Origin of the sequence: Aeromonas australiensis (assembly GCF_000819725.1) — a bacterium.
Classification (GTDB): domain Bacteria; phylum Pseudomonadota; class Gammaproteobacteria; order Enterobacterales; family Aeromonadaceae; genus Aeromonas; species Aeromonas australiensis.
This window is the reverse complement of record NZ_CDDH01000030.1, coordinates 1-4,364: the sequence shown is the minus strand read 5'-3', so window position 1 is coordinate 4,364 and position 4,364 is coordinate 1. Positions and strand designations below refer to the sequence as shown.

General features: G+C 41.7%; 4 protein-coding genes. All 4 read right to left on the bottom strand.

Annotated elements, in window-relative coordinates; translation table 11 throughout:
- Window positions 1-328 precede the first annotated feature (328 nt).
- Window positions 329-769, bottom strand: coding sequence for a MarR family winged helix-turn-helix transcriptional regulator (locus tag BN1117_RS05140; RefSeq protein WP_040095402.1), 441 nt, complete (start codon window positions 767-769; stop codon window positions 329-331).
- Complete coding sequence (locus BN1117_RS18910; protein WP_055030477.1) at window positions 762-1,181, bottom strand: SRPBCC family protein; 420 nt, start codon at window positions 1,179-1,181, stop codon at window positions 762-764. Before BN1117_RS18910 ends, BN1117_RS05140 begins: the two co-directional genes overlap by 8 nt.
- A gap of 655 nt (window positions 1,182-1,836) precedes the next feature.
- A complete protein-coding gene (locus BN1117_RS05135) occupies window positions 1,837-2,364 on the bottom strand; it encodes a hypothetical protein (protein ID WP_040095401.1) in 528 nt (175 codons plus the stop codon).
- A gap of 277 nt (window positions 2,365-2,641) precedes the next feature.
- Window positions 2,642-3,241 (bottom strand): hypothetical protein, encoded by a 600-nt coding sequence (locus BN1117_RS18905; protein ID WP_082032549.1) that lies wholly within the window; start codon window positions 3,239-3,241, stop codon window positions 2,642-2,644.
- Window positions 3,242-4,364: the final 1,123 nt, after the last annotated feature.

Genomic DNA, 4,364 nt, shown 5'->3' with positions numbered 1-4,364 from the left:
CCAACTGAACCAAAAACAGGGTTTGAGCCTTCGAGCGCTCGATGCGATCCCATAACAGAACCTAATGCCCAGCAATGATCGTAGTTTCCAATCTTATCCACACCAGCATCATGTAATGTGCTAAGAACTGCATCTTGCTGATTTGTTTGGCAAAAAATTTCTAATTTGTACATTTTCCCTCACGAGGGTTTAGAGTATTTCTGAATACAGCTAACGCCCGCTTAAGGGGCAGACAACGCTACTAACAACTTACCGCATAATACCGTAATCACAAAAACTAACGCATAGTAAAAATGCCGTGCGTTGGCTGTCCCTCTTGAAGCGTTTGTTATAAGCATTTTTTATATTCAAGAAGCAATTCACGAAAATCATTTTCTTTCTTCTGTCCAATAATCCCGAAAAACTCTTCATCTAACTTTTCAATAAGAAAAAGTGCTTTTTTCGTTAACAACTCACCATCATCAGATAAACGAAGAATAAGACTACGACTATCACTCTCATTCTTACTCTTAACGACAAAGCCTTGAAAAACCAAGTTTTTTAAAGATTTAGACAATGTCATTTTATCAATACCTGTAATAGCAACCACACTTGCTTGAGTTACTATTTGATGCTGATCTTCAAGCCATAAAATGGCAGTTAAAACCACAAACTGTGTATGCGTAATATTTAATGGCTTTAAACAAGAAATAACTCTTAACTGCCACTTTGAATAAACAGACCAAAACTGAAGGCCTATACTTTGAGATGGTTCCGCATTCTTAAACATGATTATTTTCAACTCTATTTTTTAAACCTTGTAGAGTTTGAGGCAATCCTTTTTTAATTTGATTACCGATTAAAAAACCAAATAAAAATCTAAGTTTCCCACTAAATGAAACTCTATGAATAACTCTAGTTAAGTTCCCTTCATCTATTAACTCATGTTCAAAGCACATACAACAAAAAGGTAGTTTGCTTACAACCGTAAATGATACATCTTGGCAAACTTTCACTATTTTAATTTTAGCAGTAGGTCCTTTCGATGGAGTTAAAAAACCGCTACACCCCTCCTGAAATTCAGAACTAATTTTAGAAGCCTTAACTTCTTGATCCCATTCCTTCCAGTTTTCTACATCTCTATATAACTGATATACCTGACTTCTTGATGCTTTAACTAGAATACTATTTTCAAAGGTCATTACTCTACATCTCTGTCTAATCTCAATTGAAAAACAGTAAACTAGTTTACCAAGTTTCGCAAGAGTAAAGATGCTTATAACAGTGATTAGATGGAAGGCCGCACTAATCCGTTAGCAGAGCATTCCATATAACTCCGTAACATCTTCACTGCCGCCAAGTAAAAATTATCATTAAATCAACACATTACCAGCTTGCTTCTCGTGCCGAGCGTATTCGCTTGACTTCCTCTTTTTGCGCCACCGTTACTACTGTGTGAAAAATCAGTGCTCAGCGCAGTCGTGGCAAGCGCCGCCAAAGCACGCCTGCATGAACAGGTCAGAAATAAACATAAGGCCGTCACTATGTTGACTGGGTAGTCGTGGGCAACTCTCGCTTATCCATTCCATCCGGCATGGCTACCGCCCCTGAATTTCAGCCTCCAGTCTGCTGTTTTTTACCTGCGAGATAGCTGGCATGGCTCATGGGGTGACTCCTACGAGGCTTTGTTGCCAATCGGGTATATTAGCGGCGGGTAGGCGGAGGGAAAGGACCAGATGGCCGATTTCTGATCTGGATCGGCTAATTGGTCAATAAGACCTTGGACACCCATCTTTTGGGTTCGGGCTATGCTACGCCTTGCTCAAAAAGGTGGGTGTCCCAGATTAGCCAACTTTGTTACGGCCAATCGGGAACGTTTTTGTAAAGAGAGCTGGTGCCAAGCAGCCGCTTGGTACTGCTCACATCAGCCTCAACATAATTGGCAAAATTATTCATTGCATAGTCAGCAAGCTCTTGTGCACTTATCTGTAAACTCATGTCACTCGGTTCAACGACTTGCAGCCACGCTGTCCTGCCAGCCTCTACAGCGATAACGGCATAAAGATTGACCTGATCAGATCGGCAGACTAGCGCGACGCCATCGATAATCTGCGGTTTATTGCCGGTATCCAGGCAGTGGTCGAAGAAGTCAGCATAGATGCCCACAACACCAGGTAATTTGACCATTAATTTTTCCTGGATAGCATAGGAGGAGCGGAAAAACTTACCTCTCGGAAAATCAAATGTGTCATCAACCGAAACCATGAGAACGCTGAATTTGTCATGTGCGAACTCAATTCCCGATGCAGGTGTGTTCTGGGAAGGATTGGATTGGCAACCAGCTATCAAAAATGCACTGGCAACTACAGGTATCAGGTTCTTCATTTTTTCCTCGATCTCAGTACTTCATGCACATTTCAACGCATTTCGGTCATGAGGCTATTAAAAGACCTTGGACACCCATCTTTTGGGTTCGGGCTATGATACGCCTTGCTCAAAAAGGTGGGTGTCCCAGATTTGTTGTAACTCTCCCAGATTTGTTGTAACTCTTCAGGAGCGTAGTCAATACTGGTGATAGTCAATTCCATTTCTTGTCACCTAACGCCGCGCTCACCGGTAAACTTGGAGCGCAGCGAGAAATTTATCCGAGTGCAGCACTTTGTTAAGTGTTTTGGTAGGCTTGTTGAGCCAAAGACTCCAGATGTTGGTCCAAAGCCTTGGTCATTTTAAATATTCGAGGAATCTTTGTTGCTAACCGATAAATAACAAATGCCCCTGCAATGACAGCTCCAGTTTCTACTGAGTTTGCAATATATGTCACTAGACACAATAAGCCACCCGCAATTAAGATAGATTTTCCCGATGCCAGATCTATTTTCAAGCGCTTATTTAAAGAGTCGGCTTTGTTTATAAACCAATGCTTATTTGCGTTGTGATTTACTAACACAGAGAAATAACCTGACCCCTTGCCTTTAACTCCGGCGGATATCAAGGTGATTTTTTGTCCTTCACGAAGTGGGATATCGTGCCCTGCAAGTTGCACACTTTCTTCACTTCCATCTTCTGTTCTAATCCAAAACTCGTGATTTATTACAGTAGTTGAATGAACCCTTGGAGCACTAATATGACCACCATGCGTACCTACATAGCCACCACCACCACTAGATGAAACATGGGTTTCTGAAAATTTATTCTGACCCATTATCTCTCCGGTTACACTCCAGAATTCAATTTCTTTATTTCTGTGTTTAAAATTTTCCATTATTACTCCTTTGATGGATTGACACTTAACGCCCAATTAAGTAGCCCGAAACGCAACTACCAACTTCCCGCATAACACCGTACTCACTAAACTCAACGCATAATAAAAATGCCACGCGTTGAGGGTCTGCTTGAATTGTTTGTTATATTTCAGTTCCAGACAGCTACTGAAACACCAAACAACACTTAAAATAAAGACATCAAAATCAAACGCTTAACTTAAAATGAGCTAACTTTTAGCACAAAAAACCGTTAATCTTTAAATCGACTCAAGCTTACCCATTGATTCTAATGATAAATATCAGATAAATAAGCAGTTAATGCAAACCAAATTAAAATAGCTGCCAAATGCGATTAAACGATAATATTTGTTAGTGATTGATATACTTGATCAAATCAACAGCTATCTATCACAAGAAATCATCAACCAGCAAAGCTTTCACATTACCACTTAACTTTTAAATTTGTAACACGTTGAATTCAAGAGAAATATAACAGTGATTAGATGGAAGGCGGCACTAATCCGTTAGCAGAGCATTCCATATAACTCCGTAACATTCTCACTGCCGCCAAGTAAAAATTAACATTAAATCAACACATTACCAGCTTGCTTCTCGTGCTGGGCGTATTCGCTTGACTTCCTCTTTTTGCACCACCGTTACCACTGTATAAAAAATCAGTACTCAGCGCACTCTTGGCAAGCGCCGCCAAAGCACGTCCGCATGAGCAGGTCAGAAATAAAAATGGGGCCGTCACCATATTGAGTGGGTCGTAGGCAACTCTCGCTTATCCATTCCATCCGGCATGGCTACCGCCCCTGAATTACAGCCTCCAGTCTGCTGCTTTTAATCAACGGGGTGTAGCTGGCATGGCTCATGGGGTGGCTCCAACGAGGTGTGTGTTGCCAATCGGGTATATTAGCGGCGGGCAGGCGGAGGGAAAGGACCAGATGGCCGATTTCTGATCTGGATCGGCTAATTGGTTAATAACGACTGATCTGGTGTGCAGATGGGGCGGGTGCTGCCATTGGTGAGGAAAAGGGTGAGGAAAATGGTGAGGAAAACCGTTAGTGGGGAAAGAGTGAGTGGGTAAAGCGGTAGCGGGTAAAAAAAGGTTCTTCGCAT

Coding starts and splice junctions, on each gene's coding strand:
- BN1117_RS05140 (WP_040095402.1), bottom strand. CDS start 769: ATGTTTAAGAATGCGGAACCATCTCAAAGTATAGGCCTTCAGTTTTGG.
- BN1117_RS18910 (WP_055030477.1), bottom strand. CDS start 1,181: ATGACCTTTGAAAATAGTATTCTAGTTAAAGCATCAAGAAGTCAGGTA.
- BN1117_RS05135 (WP_040095401.1), bottom strand. CDS start 2,364: ATGAAGAACCTGATACCTGTAGTTGCCAGTGCATTTTTGATAGCTGGT.
- BN1117_RS18905 (WP_082032549.1), bottom strand. CDS start 3,241: ATGGAAAATTTTAAACACAGAAATAAAGAAATTGAATTCTGGAGTGTA.